We start from the raw sequence: 19,798 nt of genomic DNA, 5'->3' as shown, positions 1-19,798 counted from the left end.
AACTACCTGTCTGCTGACAATTATGGCATAATAATGAGCATTAAATTCGAGTTTCGAAATGTTCAGGGGGCTATTCGGTTGAAGACTGTTTTTTCTTACGCAAAACCTTATAAATGGTGGATTGCCATTGCCTTGTCATTGATGCTTTTTGAACTGGCTGTTGAATTGCTGCAGCCTTTGGTGATTGCCAGAATTATCGACGATGGCATTCTAGCGCAGGATCAGGACCGGATTGTCCAATATGGCTTCGTGCTGATCGCTTTGTCGTTGATCGCTTTTTTCTCAGGAGTTGCCAACTCATACTTTGCCGCTCATGTGGCCCACAGCTTTTCGTTCAATTTACGGGGCGCCGTCTACAGCAAGGTCCAATCGTTTTCGCTTGCCATGTTCAATAAGTTTCCGGCTTCAGCGTTGATTACACGGCTGACGAGCGACGTCACGCTGGTGCAGAATATCCTGTTTATGGGGCTTCGGATTATGCTGCGGGCTCCGCTTCTCGTCATTGGCAGCATGGCCATGGCTTTTGTGGTGAACGCCAAACTGGCAATCTACCTGATCATTGTGTTTCCTGTCTTATTGCTGTTTCTGTATTTTATGGTCAGAAAAGGAGTCGCGTATTTCAGTTTTGTGCAGCAGCGGCTGGATCGTGTCAATCGCCTGGTACAGGAGAATCTTCAGGCGGTCCGCTTGATCAAAGCCTATCTGCGGGGGAAATATGAAGCCAATCGTTTTTCGGAAGTGGCGGGTTCATTGAAAACGGACACCGTCAAAGCTTTTCGGGTCATGGAAATCATTCTGCCGATTTTGTTGTTCGGGATGAACGTCTCCCTGCTTGCCGTCCTGTGGTTTGGCGCTTCTGAAATCCAGAACGGTAATGCGCAAATCGGGGAGCTTGTGGCAATCGTCAATTATGCCATGCGGATGACAGGGGCATTTTCCATGTTCTCATTTATCATAATGGCTTTTGCACGCGCCAAAGCTTCATCCGAACGAATCGAAGAAGTGCTCCTGGCGGATGACGTTCAGAAAGTAGAAGGGCAAGGGGCAACTGAAATGATCCGCCGTGGCGAAGTGGTCTTCGAGCATGTGTCGTTCACTTATCCGGGCACGACCCGGCAAGTGCTGAAGGATATTTCGTTCCGCCTGGAACCCAACGAAAAACTGGCGATCATGGGAGCGACAGGGTCCGGCAAGTCGACATTGCTGCAGCTTCTTCCACGGTTCTACGATCCGACGGAAGGAGCGGTTTCGATTCACGGCCGCGACATACAGGAATGGTCGTTGAGAGAGTTGCGGAAGACGATTGGTGTCGTTCCTCAGCAGTCGTTATTGTTTACCGGCACCATCTCGGATAATTTATCATGGGGAAAAGAAGGCGCATTGGAAGAGGAGCTGTCAGCATCGGCTGTCAAAGCTCAAATCCATGATACCGTTGTTCGCTTTCCGAAAGCTTATGGGACGCGTGTCGGTCAGAAAGGCGTCAACTTGTCGGGAGGTCAGAAACAGCGCTTGTCCATCGCAAGGGCACTGGTCCGGAAGCCGTCAATCCTCATTCTGGATGACAGTACCAGCGCGCTTGATGTCAAGACAGAAGCCGCTTTATGGAGAGAGCTGGAACGCGAACAGGCAACCATGCTGGTCGTTACTCAAAAAATCCGCACAGCGTTGAAGGCTGATCGCATCCTGTTGTTGGAGGACGGCGAAATTTCAGCATACGGAACACATGAAGAGCTTTATGCATGTTCCGAATTATACAGGCAAATTGCCCATTCCCAACAGGAACAGGAGGTTGACGAATATGTTTGAGATGATTCGAAAACCTTTTGGTTATGAACCGGTCATCAAGAAAGAGGATTTACGGAAAGGAACTGCTTCCAAGACGGACAGGGCAGAAAATTGGCAGTCCACACTGCGGAGAATCTGGAAATTGGTCGATGAGCACCGGCCTTTATTGATAGTGGTGCTGTCACTGGTACTGATCAGTTCAGCTCTTGCCCTGCTTGGTCCGTATTTGATCGGTTACATCATCGATGAATTTATCGTCCCCGGGTCGTTTTCGGGCATGGGTGTCGTGGTGCTTTGGCTCATTGCTGTATATGCCGGACACTCTTTGTCTTTGTACCTCCAGAATTACTGGATGGTGGGGATTGCCCAACAAGTCATTTACCGGATGAGGACAGGGTTGTTTGAGCATTTGCAGCGTTTGCCGGTGACTTTTTTCGATAAACGCCAGCACGGCGAATTAATGAGCCGGATGACCAACGATATTGAAAACGTTTCGGTTACGTTGAACAGCTCATTTATCCAGGTCTTCTCCAGTATTTTGACGTTAACGGGAACAGTCATCGTCATGCTGACGCTCAGCCCTTTGCTGACAGCTTTGACACTGGTCATTATTCCGCTGATGTTCATCGCCATGAAGTGGATCACCAAACGGACCAGCAAGCTGTTTAAAGAGCAGCAGCAGGCAGTCGGTGACCTTAATGGCTTTATCGAAGAAACGATTTCAGGGCAGAAAATCGTTAAGGCTTTTTCACAGGAATCCCGTGTCATGGAAGACTTTACCGTCAAAAGCGAACGGCTCCGCCGGACCGGTTTCTGGGCGCTGACCTACTCGGGGTTTATCCCGAAAGTGATGAACTTCCTGAATAACGGAAGTTTTGCGATTGTAGCCGGAGTCGGAGGTATTCTGGCATTGAATGGTGCAGTGACGATCGGTGTCATTGTTATTTTCACGGAGTACGCGCGCCAGTTCACACGGCCCTTGAATGATCTAGCCAACCAATTCAATACGGTTCTTTCAGCGATTGCCGGAGCTGAGCGCGTCTTTACCATTATGGGCGAGACGGAAGAACAGGATGATGAAGTGAAAAACGTGGACAAACAGCTGAAAGGTCAAGTCGTGTTTGATGAAGTTTCCTTCAAATACGAAGGTGCGGAAGAGGAATGGACGATCAGGGATATCAGTTTCACGGTCGGAGTCGGCAAGACGGCGGCACTTGTCGGGGCGACCGGAGCGGGGAAAACGACCATCATGCAATTGCTTGCCCGGTTCTATGACGCCAACGAAGGCGAAATCCGATTGGATGGAACGCCGATTTCACAGATGCCGCGGGAAACCCTTCGGAAACAAATTGCCTTTGTGCTGCAGGATCCGTTTTTATTTGAAACGACCGTCAAAGAGAATATCCGGTATGGAAAACTTGATGCCAGTGACGAGGAAGTAATGAAAGCGGCAAAAAAAGCGAACGCCCATGACTTTATTGAAAAACTTCCAAGTGGCTATGAGACCGTGCTGGAAGGAGATGGTTCGATGATCAGCCAAGGGGAAAAACAATTATTGTCCATTGCCCGGGCATTGATCGCAGATCCTGTCATCCTGCTGCTTGATGAAGCGACCAGCAGCATCGACACGGTAACGGAACTGAAAATCCAGGAAGCGCTGGAGCGGCTGATGGCGGGACGCACCAGTTTTGTCATTGCTCACCGGCTCAATACCATCAGAAAAGCGGATCTCGTATTTGTCATGGAACAGGGAGAGCTGGTCGAAGCTGGAACGCAGCGGCAATTGCTGGAAAAAGGCGGCATATATGCTGAGCTGCTGGCGGATGCCAAAGTGTAGAGAGAATGTAAAAGCTGCTTAATTTTTCCCTTAACCCTGTTGAAATTCACACTGTATTGTTATGATACGATAAAGAGAAACGCCACTCAGTGAGTATGGATTCACTGGCTGTAAGGGCGAAGGAACAGAAGTTGAAAAAGAAAGGCGGTGCGCTATGGAAGTATCGTTGTCAATCGAATCATTTCCGCTTGCTGACAGCACTGTGGGGGATCTGCAAAAACTTCTCGCTCAGCTTCCGCAAGTGTATGAAACAATTTTTCATAAGCCGTCCTGGCAAATGACGGAAGCGAGAGGGTTTACTGTCCTGGCTTATACGGACGAAGGGAAATTAATCGGAGCAGCGGCAGCTCTCGATTTGGTCGGGATGCACCAGTATGAATGGACCGTATGTGTCGATCCGGAAGTCCGCAGGCAGTCAATTGGTTCGGCTCTTGTGGATGGCATACAATACGGGCTTCAGCAACGGCAGGCAGAAGGGGAACTGGCTGCCGGACTGAAGGACGAGGGGACCGCTGCTTTTCTGGAGAGTCTGGGGTATGTGAGTGACTTCGAAGAAATTATGCTTGGAGCAAAGCGGCTGGAACATTCTGATTTGCCGGCTGATTTGAAGGTTGCACCGTACAACGGGCAGAAAGAAGAACTGGAAGCGTTGTTAACAGGTGCTTTTGATGAAGAAGTGATTCCGGTCATTGCTTACAATATTGAAGAAGCGGGAAGAGATGTCTGGACGATGGAAAAACAGGGAACCATGCTTGCTGCTGCAGCCATTGTCGAAGAAGACTCGGCTATCTGGGTCACTGCTTTTGCGGTTCATCCAAAGGAACAGGGCAAGGGGTACGGACAGGCTTTTTTGAAATGGTGCCGGCATTACGCTTTTTCGAAAGGGAAACAGCAAGTGCTGCTCGATGTTGACACTTCGAATAATGCGTTGCGTGTCTATGAAAAAGCGGGTTTTCAGCCGCTCCAGGTCGTGGAATATTGGAGACGTTCAGAAAGCTGAGGCATTCGGAGCAGGCAAAAGCCACCCGTCCATCAGTGGGTGGCGCCTGCAGTGGTTATTGGTTTTGCGTTGCCTCGTACTCTTTTTCATTGCCGTCAGGGTATCTGATTTCAATTTCGATGGAAGTATAATTATCTTCGATGCCAAAGGCTTCGATGGCCTGTGAAATGACTTCGTCATCAGGGGTGTCCGCATCCACATCAATCTGGCCGAAAGCTGGCTCGATTTCGTTCATGGCATCATCTCCGGCGAGATCATCTCCCGTCACTTTGTTCTCGTATTCTGCCGAGATTTCATCACGGTCTTCTTCGTAACTAACGTCCAATGCGTCATCCTGGTCGGGATAATCGACGTTCAAATCGAATTCGGTAAATCCGAATATTTCTCCGCCTATGTCATCTTCACCGATTCCGCCGCCAGGGGAAGCGTCATCTGTAGAAACAGGCTGATCTGTTTGAGACTGGTCTCCAACCGGTTCAGTAACTTCCTCTTCGTCTCCGCAAGCTGCAAGAACTAATGCGGAGGATAAAAGCAGACTGGTCAATAAAGAAGATTTTTTATATGCCATAGAATTCATCCTTTCAAGTATCTTTGTAAAGTATGTATTCCCGAATTCCTTCGTTTTACACCACCTGGAAATATTGGATTTACCTGAGTCGAGCTCAGCTTAAGAAGAGACAGAATGGAGTTGTATTTGATGGACAAATACAAAAACGGGCAAAATCCAGCTGCTGCATCCGAAAAAAACATTCAGACCGATTTCAAGGAAAGTATGACCTATGGAGAGTATCTTCATTTGGATCAATTGCTGACAGCACAGAAAGGAGTCAGCGGCCATCACGATGAGTCACTTTTCATTATTATTCACCAAGTGTCGGAGTTGTGGATGAAGTTGATACTGCATGAGCTGCGGTCGGCGATTCGCCATATAGACGCAGATGACCTGCAGCCGGCGTTCAAACAGATGGCTCGTGTTTCAAAAATCCAATCGCAGATCATCCAGGCGTGGGATGTGCTGTCCACGATGACACCTGCAGAATACATGGAGTTTCGGGATGATCTGGGGAATGCCAGTGGATTTCAATCGTATCAGTACCGCATGATCGAGTTCGCGCTCGGTTACAAAACCAAACACGTGTTGGCGATTTATGAAAAAGACGAATCGCTTCATGAAGAGCTGTTGGAGGCGTTTAAACAACCGGGCTTGTACGATGCTGCTATACAAAAACTGGCTCGAAGCGGATTTGCCATCGATCCGGCTGTGCTGAACCGTGACGTAACGGCAGTATACGAAACCAATACAAGTGTACGCAAGGCTTGGGAAGCTGTTTACCGTGATGTCGACCAGTATTGGGAGCTTTATCAATTAGCCGAAAAATTGGTGGATATTGAAGACTGGCTTCAACAATGGCGTTTTCGGCACATGAAAACAGTGGAACGGGTCATCGGCTTTAAGCAAGGGACGGGAGGCTCATCCGGCGTCCATTATTTGAAAAAAGTATTGGATCAATATTTCTTCCCGGAACTATGGGAAATCCGAACAACGATATAGGAGGATTCCATGAAGATATTTGCACACAGAGGCAGTTCAGGCACACATCCCGAAAACACACTCGCAGCTTTTCAGGCGGCAGCCGATTTGCCGATCACTGGAGTGGAAGTGGATGTGCATTTAACAAAAGACGGTGAAATGGTGGTCATTCACGACGAAGAAATTAACCGCACCACCAACGGCCGTGGATATGTAAAGGATATGACATTGGCCCAATTAAAAAAATACGATTGCGGTTCCTGGTTTTCGGAAGAGTGGAGTGGAGAAAGAATCCCTACGCTGGAAGAAGTGTTTGACATATTTGCAGAAACAGATCATATACTGAACATTGAATTGAAATCGGACATTTTTCCTTACGATTCATTAATGTCACAAGTGCTGGAGCTGGCGGAAAAGAAAGGGCTCACCGACCGGATTCTGCTGTCGTCTTTCAACCATGAGGATATCCAGAAGGCATGCCGCGAAACATCCGTTCCAGCGGCTATTTTGACTTTCGGTGTTTACGTCGATGTTTATGATTATGCACGGATCATCGGCACCAAGAGACTTCATGTCACCTTGCCGTCAGCTTTCCGGAAAATGACGACAGATGCCCTGCGGAAAGGGGCGATTGTCTACGCTTACACCGTTAATGACCTGCAATATGCAAAAGAGCTGAAACAGATTGGCATCCATGGCATTTTCACCGACTACCCTGAATTTATGATGAAAGAACTTGAGTAAAGCAAAGACGGCGGGAAAGTGCTCATAGCTCATATAAGGTGCAAATAAAAACAGGCGGAGAAATTTTTCTCCGCCTGTTTTTAAATTTGTAATGGCTTCTGTTGTTTTACTCTATCGATTATGAATAAAAATCACACCTCTATCAGTGAGCCAGGCTTGGAGCAGAGGCGGCGACTCCAGCGGAAGCAGTGACGGAGCGAAGGTCTTTGTCTTTGCCACGAGTAATCGCAGGAGCAAGGAAAGCGGCTGAAGCCATGGGCCGCGCCAATTGCATGACCCACATTCTTTAGTCCCGAAAGCGTCCGCCTCGAGCGGAAAACAGCCTCTTTACCATTTCGCATCATGTTCTTCAATAGAACCAAGCATTTGCATGACCTTGATTTTTTTGCCATCCGGATAACGGACGTATCCATTATAATAGCCGAACAATTGATGGACTTCCGATTTGACGACTCGGACATCCGTTTTTGAGACCCGTTCAAAAAAAGGGGTGAAAGTCAGCTTGACATCATCTGAGAACTTGGTATGGACCAGCCAGGGTTCTTTGTAATTTAACCGGTTGTATCGAAATAAGACATCTTCATGGATTTTGGTCATTTTTCCATTAACGAAAAATGCGTTTTCCGTCATGCCTGTGCCGTCTGTCCAGTGACCGCCGAAATTCAAGCCGATGATGCGCCCATGCGAACGTTGGGAAGCCATGGCCCAATTCCAGAAGGAGTTCCGCGGCCATACACCTCTGCCGTAATCCAGCACAGCAAAACTTTCATCCGGTTCAAATTCAAACCGCTGGCTGCCGATTTTCACAGTTCCTGAAGTGGGGAGCGTGTGGTGTTTTCCCGTGAATTGAAAGGTTTGCCGGTTCCACGGAACGACAACATTCAACGAATCGTAGCGTTCAGGGTGCTGAATTTGCAGATTGGCATAAAGTGGTTCACCGTCGAAATCTTCGACGGTAACTGTCAGGTGGGTTTCCAACTGGCTGTGAACCGATTGAATCGTCATGCCATCGTGCCGAAAGTGGCTGGGGTCAAGCACCTGCGGAGATAATTTCAGTTGTCTGGTGAATGGGACAACCACCGTCTTTTCATGAAAGCGCTGCGTTTCATAATTTAAAAAGTAGACGAAACAAACAGTCGCATAATCCAAGTGGCTGATTGTCGCAGAAAACATGATTTCTTCACCAAAAACGCACCAATAATTCCATTTTTTCTTGCGCATGAAATTGCCATGCAAATTGCTCTCAACCAATGGCCGCCGTGAATAACCGATGGCACTTGGGTTTAATTGGCCTTTTGTATCACAAAGTTTTACTCGTTCTGTCAATTCACGTTCTACATGCTGCATCCGCCCATGTCACCCCCGTTCTTCTCTAATTGTAGCAGAAGAGTAACTGAATATCCGTTCGCAAGTACCAGGCCGGACAGCTGGCAGGGGTCTATGGAATTACAGAAAAACCGATCAATACAGCCTGATTTGCTGTCGGTATTATAAGCTTTTTCTCCACATCAGCGCCAGTGTACCTTCTCCGGCATGGACTGCAAGCGATGCACTCAGGTTGCCGATCAGAACTTTTGCATGAGGAATTACGTTCACTATTTCCTGCTTTAAAAGTTCCGCTTCTTCGTATACGTTTCCGTGCATTACCTGAAACTTCGCCACCCCGTATTGTTCATGATCCTGCAAAGCGTGATTGATCAAGTACTGAACCGCTTTTTTATGAGAACGGACTTTGTCGATCGGTGCCAGTTCACCTTCAGCGGTGATTTGGACAATCGGCTTTACCTGCAGCAGGCTGCCGAGATAATATTGAGCGCCACTCATTCTTCCGCCTTTGTACAGTTGCGTCAGATTCCCGATTAAAATGTAATTGCGGAAGTCGCTTGTCTGGGTTTCCAGAGTTTCTGCGATTTCTTCAGGGTTCATTCCTTCTTTCTCAAGTTCCATCCCTTTTTCCACCAGACCCGTCAATCCGTAGGACAAAGCGAGTGAATCGACGGCATATACTTTAAAGCCACTCATTTCAGCTCCCGATACTGAAGACGCCAGTGTTCCACTCATTTTCGCGGAAGCATGAACGGCGATGGCGCAGTCATACTGTTCTTTCAGTTTGTCATACAGTTCAGCGAACGTCCCCGCCGACGGCTGAGAAGTTTTCGGGAATTCCGGTGCCGATTTAATGCGCTGGTAAAGCTGTTCGTTCGTCAAATCGACTCCATCCACAAATTCCTCCCGGCCAAAATGAATATTCAACGGGACGATATATACATCAGGATGAGCTTTCAATTCTTCTGTCACAAATCCTGTTGAATCCATTACCCAGGCAATTGGTTTTTTCATCAGCAAACACCCTATCTGTAAAGTATTTTGAATAATAAAACTATAACACGAATAACATTGATCTGGTACTTAAAGCCGTTTCCCGGTACTGCATTCACATTTTAGAAAAGCGAACTTTATAAGATTCTTTGATATCCTGCTGATGCTTGAAAATGATGAGCGCAAGTGCCGCCAGCAGCGGCCATGTATAACCCAGACTGTGGGAGAAAACTGCGGCAGCCACAAAGGCGAAGTAGCTGACCAGCATTGTCAGCGTGGCGCTTTTGATGAACGGAAAGGCCAGTGCGAAAGCGATGAACATGATGAGAAAAAGGCCGGGGGTCAAAAATAAGCTGACACCGATGAACGAAGCAATCCCTTTTCCGCCTCGGCCTTTCAGCCAGAGGGGAAACAAATGGCCAGTGATGACGAACAGGCCTCCAACTGCAATCGTCCATAACTCAAAATTGAAGTAAAATCCGATCCAAAGAACCAGCACCGATTTTCCGGCGTCCCCTAAGAACGTCAGTACAAAAGCGGCTCGACCGATGACAGCCCCTGCGTTGCGTGCACCCAGGTTTCCACTGCGCTGCTGGCGTAAATCGATGCCATACCATTTGCCGACCCACCAGGCCGTCAGTACATTGCCGATAAAATAAGCTGCTATCCAATAAATGATCATGGCGTGCCTCCCGGTTTTCTTCTCTGTTAGCTTCATTAAAACAGTTTGGCCATCGGAAAGAAGGAGGGGAAGGGAAGCTTGCGGCGTTTATTGCCAGAAAGAGCGCGGAAGGACGGGGAGCCAAGAGGAAATTGGCAATAGAAAAAGCCCTTCCCAAAGGAAAGGCTTGCCAAGCTATCATTTTTTCAAATTTGCCGCTTCGAAAAGGTAATCGCTGATGACGCGCAGGCCTTTATCGAAGTTTTCGAGATGGAAGTGTTCATTTGGCGCATGGAAATTTTCCGATGCCAGGCCAAAGCCCATCAAGACTACCGGCAATCCGAGAATTTCATCAAAAGCAGCGACGATGGGGACAGATCCACCCATGCGCGTAAAAGCTGTTGGAACTTGATACACTTTTTCGTACGAGCGGCCAGCGGCTTGTATAGCCGGATGGTCATATGGTGTAAGGAAAGGTTTTCCTTTATCGAAATCGGTGATGTTCACTGTGACACCTGCAGGTTTATGGGCTTCCACATGCGCCCGCAGTTTTGCGATGATGTCATCAGGATCCTGGTTTGGTACAAGCCGGCAAGTGATTTTGGAACTGGCTTCGGAAGGAAGAACGGTTTTGATGCCTTCTCCGGAGAACCCGCCGGTAATGCCGTTAACTTCGAGAGTCGGACGGATCCACGTGCGCTCGACAAATGAATAGCCTTTCTCGCCAAAGTCTTCTTCTATGCCGAGGTCTCTTTTTTCCTGTTCCAGATCAAATTCAAGAGCGGCGAACTCTTCCCGTTCTTCATCAGAGACCGGCAGCACATCATCGTAAAACCCATCGACTTGTATGACGCCTTCTTTATCCCGGAAAGAGGCCAGGATTTCAGCAATGGCATGAAGCGGGTTCTGGACAGCTCCGCCGTAAAGGCCGGAATGCAGATCACCTTTTGGCCCTTTGACATCAATCTGTATGCCGGCAAGCCCGCGCAGGCCGTAGCAGACGGCCGGGCGCCCAGGGCCCTGCATGCCGGTATCTGAAATAACGATAACATCGGCTTTCAGTTGGTCCTGGTTTTGCTCTACATATAATGGCAGGTTCGGGCTGCCGATTTCTTCTTCACCTTCAATGATGAATTTGATGTTGACCGGTAATTCCCCGTTCAGCTGAAGAAGGGCTTCCACCGCTTTGATGTGCATGAAAGTCTGGCCTTTGTCGTCACTGGCGCCGCGGGCATACAGCTTGTTGTCTCGTACATGCGGGTCGAAAGGAGGCGTTTCCCATAAATGAAGCGGGTCGACAGGTTGTACATCATAATGTCCATAAACCAGAACCGTCGGCTTGCCTTCAGCGTGCAGCCAATCGGCATATACAACAGGATGACCAGGTGTTTCATCGATGCGCGCGTTTTCCAATCCTGCTTTTTCCAGTGATTTCTTCAGCCACTCCGCACCTTTTTGGATGTCTTTCTGATGTTCAGTCAGAGAACTGATGGAAGGGATCCGTAAAAATGCTTTTAACTCTTCCAGATGCTCCTGCCTGTTGGTTTTAAAATAATCGTCTAATTTCTGCATGTCCATTAAAGCCCCTCTTTTCAAAATTGTAATTATGGAAAAATTATAACACACCGGTTCTGGTTTTCGACATTTCGAATTCTGCTATGGTATAGTAAATAATATGGAAAGAGTTCGTAAAATTTGTGTTTCAAAACACTGGAGGAAACAAATTTGTTCATAGCATTGGGATTTTTCTTACTTATGTCGCTTTTCTTATCAGGAAGTGAGACGGCATTAACAGCTGTAAATAGGATGAAGGTCCATCTTCGCGCAAATCAGGGCGATGTGAAATCGCAAAAATTGGAGAAGCTGATTGCGAAGCCGGACCGCATGATCACCACCATTTTAATCGGTAATAATATAGCGAACATTATGTTGCCGACACTCGTGACAACCATCGCCATCACGGAAGGGTGGGAAGTCGGGGTAGCGACGGCTATTTTGACACTTGTGCTCATCTTATTCGGCGAAGTATTGCCGAAAACGATCGCTGCCACTTTCTCAGACAGAGTTGCCTACCTTGTGGCTCCTGTCATATCGTTTCTGGTGGTTCTGTTAAAGCCGCTTACTTGGTTAATATCGCAGTTTACCAATATATTCATTCGCATCATCTCGAAAGGTTCTGTAAAAGAAGCGACCATGACGAAGGAAGAGCTTCGTTCAATGGTGGATATCGCCTCTACTGAAGGGACATTCGAAGAAGACGAATCAGAGCGGATCAAAGGCGTTCTCGATTTCCCGCATAAAGATGTTTCGGATGTCATGTCGACGCACCGTACCGACACCGTCGGAATTGCCATCGATTCCACTTACGAAGAAGTGCGTGATTTGATTTTGGATTCTTCCTATACGCGTTATCCCGTATATGAAGAAAGTATGGACAATGTCGTCGGTTTGTTTTATTCGAAAAAGTTGATCGAATGGTCGATGAATCCCAACCTGACGCTGGAAGAATTGATGGATGACAATCCATTGTTTGTTGTTCAGTCTGTCAGCGTGGAGAAAGTCTTCAAAATGATGATGTCCAAGAAAAAGCATATGGCTGTCATTTTGGATGAATACGGCGGCACGTTGGGAATCGTTACACACGAAGACATTATCGAAGAGATGATTGGACAGGACATTGAAGACGAAACGGACGAAGAAGACGACGAACTCGTTTTTGAAATGACCGACAACACATTGTCCTGCCATGGCCGCCTGGAAATTGAAGATGTCAATGATATGTTTGAAGTGAATGTGCCGAACGACCACGATACCATCGCCGGTTTCGTCATGCAGCAACTGGGTCATGTGCCCGATGAAGGCGAGCAATTCACCTACGAAAACCTTCACGTGGAAGTAAACGAAATGGACCGTAACCGCATTGTGCGGCTGACCATTACGAAAACTGAAGAAGAAGAGGTGCCGGTGTAAAGTTTCTATCTGCGGATAGAAGCTTTTTTCTTTGTCCTGATTTACGGCCGCCAGCGCTTTTCTGTCTTGTCCAGACTCCGGCGGCCAGGCTCTCGGATTATAAGCCACTCCGGCTGTGCGGCTGAAAACACGCCGCTTCGCCAGACCGTCTTATGCCTGTCGAGCCTACACGGCCGCCAGCGCTTTTCTTATTGTCCAGACTCCGGCGGCCAAGCTCTCGAGGTCATAAGCCAAGCCACCTGTGCGGCACAAACACGCCGCTTCGGTGACTCGTCTTATGCCTGTCGAGCCTACACGGCCGCCTGCGCTTTTCTATTGTCCAGACTCCGGTGCCCAGCCCCTCGAGGTCGCTTCGGACTTGCCAATGATGGCAAAAGACGCCATCACCGGCAAGCCCTCCAGCGCTTGTCAGGGCTGAACGGCCGCCTGCGCTTTTCTTTATTACACAAATGTAAGTCAAATGAAAGTGAATCCGATAGAGTGAAAGGTCGACTTCCGGCAGAATAAGGGTAACAAGAAAACGGACGGAGGATTTACCATGGAAAGTATTTATGCAGAATACAATCGTTATATTTATCATTTGTGTTTGAAGTTGACGCGCAATAAAGCCGAAGCGGAAGATTTGATGCAGGAAGTGTGGCTGAAAGTGATCCGTTATGAATCTTCCATACAGGGAGTGGACCATTTGAAGGCGTGGCTGACAACGATTTGTATGAATACCTTCCGTGACCGCTACCGCAAAAACGTACGGCGCAGCAAGCATGTGGTCCAACAGCCGGAAGGGTTGGACGTATCTCTTCTGGATCTGCTTCCGTCAGATGAAGCAGGAGTTGATGCGATACTGGAACAACAGGATGTTTCCGTTATGCTGCGGAACAAGATCTCTGAACTGGATGCGATTTACCGCACGACCATTATGTATTTCTACGTTCATCAGCTGTCCCTCATCGAAATTGCTGAAACGATGAAAGTGTCGATCGGCACTGTGAAATCACGGTTATTCCGTGGCAAGCAGCGGTTGAAAGACATGCTGATGGAAGATGCAGAGACAAGAGAATATGTCGTAACTGCTTAATTGGATAAATTGTTTGAACGCTGTGACTGGCAGTCACTTATATAGAAGTTAAACAAATCCATAAAAAAAGGCCGTTTGCAGATGCAAACGGTCTTTTTTAACTTTCTTTTAAACTTCCGCCGGTTTTCCGGCACTGATCCATTCTTCAACATTCCATACTTTCGTAGCCAGGCCTTCATAGAATTCCGGTTCGTGGCTGACAAGTATGATGGTGCCTTTATAGGCTTGCATGGCACGTTTTAATTCCGCTTTAGCGTCAATATCCAGGTGATTGGTCGGCTCGTCAAAAATGAGCCAATTGCTTTCTTCCATCATCAATTTGCACAGACGGACTTTTGCTTGTTCGCCACCGCTCAATTGGTTCATCGGACGCGAAATATGTTCGTTTTTCAAGCCGGTGCGGGCCAAAGCGCCGCGTACTTGCCCTTGGTCCATGCTCGGGTAAGCGGACCAGATTTCCTCAATCGGTGTAATATTGTCCGCTTTCACTTCCTGTTCAAAATAGCTCGGTGACAGATATTCGCCGCGGATCACTTCGCCGTCCAGCGGTTTTACTTTGCCAAGCATCGTTTTCAGCAACGTCGATTTCCCGACACCGTTCATCCCGACCAATGCAATTTTCTCTCCGCGTTCGACCATGAACGATAAAGGGGGCAACAGCGGATTGTCATAGCCGATTGTCAATGCTTCGGCTTCGACGACATAACGGCTTGGGCTGCGGGATTCTTTAAACGAAAACGTCGGTTTTGCTGCAATTTCCGGCTTGTCGATGCGCTCCATCCGGTCCAATTGTTTCTGTCGTGATTTGGCGCGTCCGGTAGTGGAAGCACGTGCTTTGTTTTTGGCAATGAACGTTTCGGTCTTTTTGATCATGTCCGCTTGCTTTTCGTACGCTTCCAAATGCTGCTTTTTGGCCAGCTCGGCAAGTTCGATGAATTTCTCGTAAGACGCTGTATAACGCGTCAAGCGGGAGAATTCCAAATGAAAAATGACGCCTGTGACACTGCTCATAAATTCTGTATCATGCGAGATCAGCAAGAATGCATGTGGATAGTTCTTCAAATAATTGACGAGCCATGTAATATGCTCTTCATCCAAATAGTTGGTCGGCTCATCCAATAACAATACTTTTGGCTTTTCGAGAAGCAATTTGGCAAGAAGCAATTTTGTCCGCTGTCCACCGGAAAGAGCGGCAACGTCGCGCTCCAATCCGATGGCATCGAGTCCCAAACCGCGTGCAATCTCTTCAATTTTAATGTCCAGTGTGTAAAAGTCCCCGGCGTCCAGGGCGTCCTGTATCTCAGCCATTTCCTCCAGCAACTCCTCGAGGCGTTCCGGGCTTGCTTCGCCCATCTGCATGGCAATTTCGTTCATTCTCTCTTCTTTTTTATAAAGAGGCAAAAAGGCATCCTGCATGGTTTCACGAATGGTCCGTCCCGGCTCAAGCTGTGTATGCTGATCCAGATAGCCATAATGGGTCTTTGGCTGCCATTCCACGCGGCCGTTGTCGTGAATGATTTTGCCTGTCAGTATGTTCATCAGCGTCGATTTTCCGACGCCGTTCGCGCCGACAAGACCAACGTGTTCGCCTTCGACCAATCGGAATGACACATCGTTAAAAAGTGTACGGTCTCCGAATGTGTGACTCAAGTTCTCTACTGTCAATAAACTCATGTAAGTAATTCCTCCAGTTAGTTCGTTCTATCTCCAAAAAAAAATCGCGGTTACAGTTCCGCGAGTTTTTGGTTTAATTCCATTAGGCGTTGTTCCATTTTTTCCAGACGTTCTTCAGCTTGCTCCACCATACGGGCGTGTCCGGTTGTTTCGAGCTTTTCAATATCCCCTTGCTGGCGGGTATAGTCCATCTTCAGCTCGGCAATTTCAAACTCCAATTCCTGCTTGTTCAATCAAATCACCTTCGTTTTTCACTCATTGTATCACAAAAAGGAAAAATTTAAATCTCCGACGCATTGCAAAGTTCTTTCCATTGAGGCGGTAAACCCTATATAATATTCAAAATAGAAAAGGTCATAGTACAGGCCTCAAAATTCATTGCCCTTAAAAGGAGGCCGAGAGTTATCGACAACTTATTATTTATCTTAATGCTGATTATCTTCCTTGGAGTATTTTCACAATGGGTCGCTTGGAAATTTCAGCTTCCGGCCATCGTGCTCATGTCGATTGCCGGGCTTCTCGTCGGGCCGGTCTTCGGCATCACCACCCCTCAGGAAAATTTCGGGGATTTGTTCAATCCGCTAATTTCATTGGCTGTGGCCATTATTTTATTTGAAGGCAGCTTGAACCTCAATTTTAAGGAAGTTAGAGGATTCGGAAAACCGGTTTACCGGATCGTCACTTTTGGCGCTTTAATCGCTTGGATTGGCGGTTCTTTGGCGGCGCATTATGTCGCCGGCTTGTCCTGGGCCGTGGCATTTGTCATCGGTGGCCTTTTTATCGTCACAGGTCCGACGGTCATCATGCCGCTCCTGCGCCAGGCAAAATTAAAAGCGCGTCCCGCGGCCATACTGAAATGGGAAGGCGTCATCGTCGATCCGTTCGGTGCTTTGCTGGCGCTATTCGCGTTTCAATTTGTGCTGTTCGCCAATGGGGATGAAACGGCTGCAGCATTCGGTTTGTTCTTTTTGGCTTCGTTGTTCGCAGCTTTATTAGGCGGCGCCGTCGGATGGGTCATGGGAAGGATGTTCGAAAAAGGGCAGATTCCGGAATTTCTGAAATCCCCTGTCGTGTTGGCATTCGTCTTGTTGACTTTCACGATTTCTGACATGATTATGCACGAGACGGGATTGCTCGCCGTGACAGCAATGGGGATGATTATGGCGAATATGCATATTTCCTCCATTAACGACATGCGCCATTTCAAAGAGAATATTTCGGTTTTGCTGATTTCGAGTGTTTTTGTTATGTTGACCGCATCACTCAGCCGCGAAGTCTTAATGGAGATTTTCAATTGGGAAATCATTGCATTTGTGCTGGCAATGCTCTTTGTTGTGCGTCCTTTGTCCATTTGGATTTCCACAATCGGAACCGACTTGTCAAGCCGTGAAAAACTGCTGGTCGGATGGATTGCACCCCGGGGGATTGTGGCTCTCACCGTTTCCGGTTATTTCGCCAGCCGATTGATGGATGCCGGTTATGAAGATGCGACTATTTTGACGGCGTTGACGTTCGCACTCGTCTTTTCGACAGTTGTGGCTCATGGTTTCACCATCGGCTGGGTTGGCAGAAAATTGGATTTGGCTTCTTCAGCCTCCCCGGGCATCCTGATTATTGGAGCCGGCAGTTTTACGACCAAACTCGCTGCAACTCTTCATGAGATGGAGCAAAAAGTCCTGTTGATCGACTCTTCCTGGGGAGATCTTCAGCAAGCCCGGTTGTCCGGCGTACCGAACCATGTGGGAGAAATCCTGTCTGAGCATACAGAATATGAAGTGGACTTGAACCCGTACGAATCGATGCTCGTTGCGACGGAAACAGATTCCTACAATTCCCTCGTCGTCAATAATTTTGTGCCGGAATTCGGACGGCCGAATCTCTATCAAACGGCGATACACGAAGGAGATCCGGCTGATTTCCATTCGTCTCTCAGCGGCCGCACCTTGTTCGGGGAAGCGTGGAATATTCATGAACTCGACCATAAAACGGAGCTCGGCTATACGATCCGCAGCACACAACTGACTGAACAATATACGTACAAAGAGTACCTGGAAAAAAGCAGGGATGGCACTATCCCATTGCTGATCCAGCGGGCTCAGGGACAAAAGAAAATCGAATTCTTTACAAGCGGGGATAAACTGGAGCCGAAACCGGGAGATACTGTCGTCAGCTTAACCCCGACCCCTGAACTCCGGGACCGCCACCAGGAAAAGCTGAAAGCGGCCCAAGGAAAAAAAGACGCTCAGTCTAAAGAATGAAATCTTGGCGCCATAAGGTTTTTTAATACGTATAAGCCTCTGTTCTTTGCTATCATGAAGTGAAATCAATTTCTGCCGGAACGTGCCGGTAACCGCAAAACAGCAGACAGCCAACTGTCTGGCACTTATGCGATTGAGGAGGCTTATTCATGAAAATTTTATTAGTGGACGGGACCATCATCGGAAGAAAAACCGGTGCCGTTCTGGAACAGGTGAAAACATATATTGAAGAATTCAGACCGGAGATGGAGCTGGAAATTCTTCATTTGTCAGATTACGAACACCAATTTGTCGATGGCCGCCCATCGAGTGAATATAATGAGGACATGCAGGAAATGGTGCGCCGCTTCAACAATGCGGACGGCTATATCATCGCCTCGCCAATTTTTCAGGGCTCAATTCCCGGCGTATTGAAAAACGCATTCGATATGCTGCATCCCCGGACGATGCGCTATAAGCCGGTGTCCATTGTAGCTAATGGGGGAACCTATCAGCACCACCTGGTCATCGAAAATCAGCTGAAACCGATTCTCGATTATTTCCGTTGCCTGGTGACGCCGAATTATGTATACACCCACACAAGTCATTTCGATGACAGCAATTCCATTACGAATGAAGATGTGCATGATCGTTTGCGCGAATTGGCGCGGGTTTTTGTCGAATACGCAGACATGAGCCAGCATTTGTCGAAAGAAACGATAGATGAACATTGATTTAGAAAAACCTCCCTCGGGAGGTTTTTTATTTGGGGTGGAAGTTGGAGAATTTATTTCCAATAAAAGGATTTACCTTCCTTTGTTGATGAAATACAGTCTCTTGTCGAGCAAATACTGTCCAAATCGGTTTAAATACTGTCTTTCCGCTCTGAAATACGTTCCGTCCGCCCGATTTCTGCAGGAATTTCATAAACGCGGTCTTTAAAGCTGCCGCGAAAAGGCATAGCCAGGTTCCTCAGTAATTTCGAAGCGGTTGAAGGTGCAGACAGTCCGGTGAAATCCCGGAATTGCCGATTGGTGATAGTGGGGCTGACCAATACGCGGTATTGTGCGAGTGCTTCCAAGTGAGCATGCGGATGGGAGTATGAACAATTTTCACACCGCCATCTTCTTTGGACGTAAATCATTTTCACTCCTGTGCATTCCGGACAAAGCACGCCTGTTTGAAAAGTGCTAGGCAATAAAGGCCAACGTAAGGATTTATTGGAATGAAGACTGACCAGACTATTGGCAATTTCGAAGGTCATTTCCTTCGTCAGTAAATCCTTCTTATGGACTGCCAGCAATTGATCCAGCAGAAAAGGCAATCCAGATGACTGAATGGTAAGCCGCTTGTCCGCTTTTTTCTGCACAATAGAGGAAGGGTAAGTAAAGACGATGGCCCCAATGACAGGCAGCGGGCAATTGTGCTCTGCTAAAAATCCCTGCAGCCATTTTTCATGACGCCGCAGTTGATCATCGGGATTTCTCATACCCTCGATACTTCCGTCTTTGTTGGTACGGGAAAACTGGCGCAACTGGGAATCGAAATTCAGCAGGCCGACAATGCTCTTGATCTCGAGAAGCAGCACAAAGCGGCTGGTCACAAGAACAGTGTCGATTTGGTGTGAGGATTGGGGTTTTTGGATGAATAAATCATGGATAAAGTAATGGGGGCAGTCGATGGTGAAGTCATGCCACAGCGAATCGACGCGCTGTTCGCCGTGATAACCGGCGGTAATGCGCCGAAGTTTTTCTGTCCATTGCGGGAAGCTGGAGTGATGGGCGGGGATGCGTTGCAGCAAACTGGTAAGCTGGAAGATTTCCGGGGGTTCCGAGCGTTCTTTTAAAATCAATTGGCCAACTCCTTAAGAGGGATTTTTAAAAAATATACCGTAAGGACGGAATTAATTCAAGAAAATTCTGATAAATTTTGAGGCGGCTGGATAAAAAAGGATTTACCTTCCTT

General features: G+C 47.7%; 17 protein-coding genes. 9 read left to right on the top strand and 8 right to left on the bottom strand.

Annotated elements, in window-relative coordinates; genetic code table 11:
- The first annotated feature begins 78 nt into the window (after positions 1 to 78).
- From EEX84_RS05550 to EEX84_RS05540, 3 genes are all read left to right on the top strand, one after another.
- Positions 79 to 1,806, top strand: coding sequence for an ABC transporter ATP-binding protein (locus tag EEX84_RS05550; RefSeq protein ID WP_123164612.1), 1,728 nt, complete (start codon positions 79 to 81; stop codon positions 1,804 to 1,806).
- Positions 1,799 to 3,622, top strand: coding sequence for an ABC transporter ATP-binding protein (locus tag EEX84_RS05545; RefSeq protein ID WP_123164611.1), 1,824 nt, complete (start codon positions 1,799 to 1,801; stop codon positions 3,620 to 3,622). Before EEX84_RS05550 ends, EEX84_RS05545 begins: the two co-directional genes overlap by 8 nt.
- A 154-nt stretch (positions 3,623 to 3,776) precedes the next feature.
- On the top strand, positions 3,777 to 4,622 hold the full coding sequence (locus tag EEX84_RS05540) for a GNAT family N-acetyltransferase (RefSeq protein WP_123164610.1): 846 nt from the start codon (positions 3,777 to 3,779) through the stop codon (positions 4,620 to 4,622).
- A 55-nt stretch (positions 4,623 to 4,677) separates the two neighbouring features.
- On the opposite strand, the gene EEX84_RS05535 is transcribed toward EEX84_RS05540, so the two are convergent.
- The gene (locus EEX84_RS05535) at positions 4,678 to 5,190 is read right to left on the bottom strand and encodes a YusW family protein (RefSeq protein ID WP_158599069.1); all 513 of its coding nucleotides are present in this window, start codon (positions 5,188 to 5,190) and stop codon (positions 4,678 to 4,680) included.
- A 129-nt stretch (positions 5,191 to 5,319) separates the two neighbouring features.
- Here EEX84_RS05535 and kynA point away from each other — a divergent pair, with 129 nt between their 5' ends.
- Both kynA and EEX84_RS05525 read left to right on the top strand, forming a co-directional pair.
- Positions 5,320 to 6,174 carry a tryptophan 2,3-dioxygenase gene (gene kynA / locus EEX84_RS05530; RefSeq protein WP_123164835.1) on the top strand — a complete coding sequence of 285 codons (855 nt, stop codon included), beginning with the start codon at positions 5,320 to 5,322 and terminating at the stop codon, positions 6,172 to 6,174.
- A gap of 9 nt (positions 6,175 to 6,183) precedes the next feature.
- The gene (locus EEX84_RS05525) at positions 6,184 to 6,897 is read left to right on the top strand and encodes a glycerophosphodiester phosphodiesterase (RefSeq protein ID WP_123164608.1); all 714 of its coding nucleotides are present in this window, start codon (positions 6,184 to 6,186) and stop codon (positions 6,895 to 6,897) included.
- Between the two features lie 327 nt (positions 6,898 to 7,224).
- Here the strand turns inward: EEX84_RS05525 and EEX84_RS05520 are convergent, their stop codons facing one another.
- The 4 genes from EEX84_RS05520 to EEX84_RS05505 form a co-directional block, all read right to left on the bottom strand.
- Positions 7,225 to 8,244: a DUF2804 domain-containing protein gene (locus tag EEX84_RS05520; protein ID WP_123164607.1), complete on the bottom strand. Its 1,020-nt coding sequence runs from the start codon at positions 8,242 to 8,244 to the stop codon at positions 7,225 to 7,227.
- Positions 8,245 to 8,385: 141 nt separating this feature from the next.
- The gene (locus EEX84_RS05515) at positions 8,386 to 9,237 is read right to left on the bottom strand and encodes a DegV family protein (RefSeq protein ID WP_123164606.1); all 852 of its coding nucleotides are present in this window, start codon (positions 9,235 to 9,237) and stop codon (positions 8,386 to 8,388) included.
- A gap of 94 nt (positions 9,238 to 9,331) precedes the next feature.
- Positions 9,332 to 9,898 carry a glycerol-3-phosphate acyltransferase gene (locus EEX84_RS05510; RefSeq protein WP_123164605.1) on the bottom strand — a complete coding sequence of 189 codons (567 nt, stop codon included), beginning with the start codon at positions 9,896 to 9,898 and terminating at the stop codon, positions 9,332 to 9,334.
- A gap of 177 nt (positions 9,899 to 10,075) precedes the next feature.
- Positions 10,076 to 11,455 (bottom strand): dipeptidase, encoded by a 1,380-nt coding sequence (locus EEX84_RS05505; RefSeq protein ID WP_123164604.1) that lies wholly within the window; start codon positions 11,453 to 11,455, stop codon positions 10,076 to 10,078.
- A 147-nt stretch (positions 11,456 to 11,602) separates the two neighbouring features.
- On the opposite strand from EEX84_RS05505, the gene EEX84_RS05500 reads away from it, so the two are divergent.
- Both EEX84_RS05500 and EEX84_RS05495 read left to right on the top strand, forming a co-directional pair.
- Complete coding sequence (locus EEX84_RS05500) at positions 11,603 to 12,847, top strand: CNNM domain-containing protein (protein ID WP_123164834.1); 1,245 nt, start codon at positions 11,603 to 11,605, stop codon at positions 12,845 to 12,847.
- A gap of 538 nt (positions 12,848 to 13,385) precedes the next feature.
- Complete coding sequence (locus tag EEX84_RS05495; RefSeq protein WP_123164603.1) at positions 13,386 to 13,922, top strand: RNA polymerase sigma factor; 537 nt, start codon at positions 13,386 to 13,388, stop codon at positions 13,920 to 13,922.
- 108 nt (positions 13,923 to 14,030) lie between these two features.
- On the opposite strand, the gene EEX84_RS05490 is transcribed toward EEX84_RS05495, so the two are convergent.
- Positions 14,031 to 15,596 (bottom strand): ABC-F family ATP-binding cassette domain-containing protein, encoded by a 1,566-nt coding sequence (locus tag EEX84_RS05490; RefSeq protein ID WP_123164602.1) that lies wholly within the window; start codon positions 15,594 to 15,596, stop codon positions 14,031 to 14,033.
- Between the two features lie 50 nt (positions 15,597 to 15,646).
- Entirely contained in the window at positions 15,647 to 15,829 is a 183-nt protein-coding gene (locus tag EEX84_RS05485; protein WP_123164601.1) for an SE1832 family protein, read from the bottom strand.
- Between the two features lie 195 nt (positions 15,830 to 16,024).
- Between EEX84_RS05485 and EEX84_RS05480 the strand changes: the two genes are divergently transcribed.
- Together EEX84_RS05480 and EEX84_RS05475 are read left to right on the top strand one after the other, a co-directional pair.
- The gene (locus tag EEX84_RS05480) at positions 16,025 to 17,854 is read left to right on the top strand and encodes a cation:proton antiporter (RefSeq protein WP_123164600.1); all 1,830 of its coding nucleotides are present in this window, start codon (positions 16,025 to 16,027) and stop codon (positions 17,852 to 17,854) included.
- Positions 17,855 to 18,003: 149 nt separating this feature from the next.
- Positions 18,004 to 18,567: an NADPH-dependent FMN reductase gene (locus EEX84_RS05475; protein ID WP_123164599.1), complete on the top strand. Its 564-nt coding sequence runs from the start codon at positions 18,004 to 18,006 to the stop codon at positions 18,565 to 18,567.
- A gap of 131 nt (positions 18,568 to 18,698) precedes the next feature.
- Here EEX84_RS05475 and EEX84_RS05470 read toward each other — a convergent pair whose 3' ends face one another.
- Positions 18,699 to 19,685: a nuclease-related domain-containing protein gene (locus tag EEX84_RS05470; RefSeq protein ID WP_123164598.1), complete on the bottom strand. Its 987-nt coding sequence runs from the start codon at positions 19,683 to 19,685 to the stop codon at positions 18,699 to 18,701.
- Positions 19,686 to 19,798 lie beyond the last annotated feature (113 nt).

This window comes from Planococcus salinus, assembly GCF_003719725.1.
GTDB classification, from domain to species: domain Bacteria; phylum Bacillota; class Bacilli; order Bacillales_A; family Planococcaceae; genus Planococcus; species Planococcus salinus.
Note: the sequence above shows the minus strand (reverse complement) of the source record. Positions and strands in the feature narration are given on the sequence as shown.

Excerpts from the sequence above, each read along its gene's own strand:
- EEX84_RS05545 (WP_123164611.1), top strand. The coding sequence starts at position 1,799 with ATGTTTGAGATGATTCGAAAACCTTTTGGTTATGAACCGGTCATCAAG.
- EEX84_RS05540 (WP_123164610.1), top strand. The coding sequence starts at position 3,777 with ATGGAAGTATCGTTGTCAATCGAATCATTTCCGCTTGCTGACAGCACT.
- EEX84_RS05535 (WP_158599069.1), bottom strand. The coding sequence starts at position 5,190 with ATGGCATATAAAAAATCTTCTTTATTGACCAGTCTGCTTTTATCCTCC.
- kynA (WP_123164835.1), top strand. The coding sequence starts at position 5,320 with ATGGACAAATACAAAAACGGGCAAAATCCAGCTGCTGCATCCGAAAAA.
- EEX84_RS05525 (WP_123164608.1), top strand. The coding sequence starts at position 6,184 with ATGAAGATATTTGCACACAGAGGCAGTTCAGGCACACATCCCGAAAAC.
- EEX84_RS05520 (WP_123164607.1), bottom strand. The coding sequence starts at position 8,244 with ATGCAGCATGTAGAACGTGAATTGACAGAACGAGTAAAACTTTGTGAT.
- EEX84_RS05515 (WP_123164606.1), bottom strand. The coding sequence starts at position 9,237 with ATGAAAAAACCAATTGCCTGGGTAATGGATTCAACAGGATTTGTGACA.
- EEX84_RS05510 (WP_123164605.1), bottom strand. The coding sequence starts at position 9,898 with ATGATCATTTATTGGATAGCAGCTTATTTTATCGGCAATGTACTGACG.
- EEX84_RS05505 (WP_123164604.1), bottom strand. The coding sequence starts at position 11,455 with ATGGACATGCAGAAATTAGACGATTATTTTAAAACCAACAGGCAGGAG.
- EEX84_RS05495 (WP_123164603.1), top strand. The coding sequence starts at position 13,386 with ATGGAAAGTATTTATGCAGAATACAATCGTTATATTTATCATTTGTGT.
- EEX84_RS05490 (WP_123164602.1), bottom strand. The coding sequence starts at position 15,596 with ATGAGTTTATTGACAGTAGAGAACTTGAGTCACACATTCGGAGACCGT.
- EEX84_RS05480 (WP_123164600.1), top strand. The coding sequence starts at position 16,025 with ATGCTGATTATCTTCCTTGGAGTATTTTCACAATGGGTCGCTTGGAAA.
- EEX84_RS05475 (WP_123164599.1), top strand. The coding sequence starts at position 18,004 with ATGAAAATTTTATTAGTGGACGGGACCATCATCGGAAGAAAAACCGGT.